The organism is Pseudomonas sp. GW456-12-10-14-LB2, assembly GCF_002884345.1.
GTDB lineage: Bacteria > Pseudomonadota > Gammaproteobacteria > Pseudomonadales > Pseudomonadaceae > Aquipseudomonas > Aquipseudomonas paraglycinae.
On sequence record NZ_POHV01000233.1, the window covers coordinates 1 to 257 of the forward strand.

1 protein-coding gene is annotated in these 257 nt (G+C 63.8%); it reads left to right on the forward strand.

Features of this window, described 5'->3' with window-relative positions; all coding sequences use genetic code 11:
- Positions 1-257 (forward strand): hypothetical protein (locus C1X29_RS29365; protein ID WP_102718956.1); only part of this gene is annotated, 257 nt, incomplete at both ends.

A 257-nucleotide genomic window follows, 5' to 3' on the forward strand; every position in this document is an offset into this window, starting at 1 on the left:
CCCCAGCGAAGAAGCGGATTCGAAAGTACCGAAAAGAGGGCGGCGCGGCAGATCTGGTGCGCGTCGAGGTCCTCGTTCCGCCGAACGCCCGAAACGAAGTGCTGGCAATGGCCTCGCGCATGCGGGCCGAACATCGCCAGAACAAGGAGCTCCAGTTGCTCCTCGACAACGCGCTGCACCTTTATGGGTCGCGGATACTCGACAATGTCGATCTCGGCCGGCTCCCCGATCTCCGATCGCGTGCGGCAGTTGCCGCG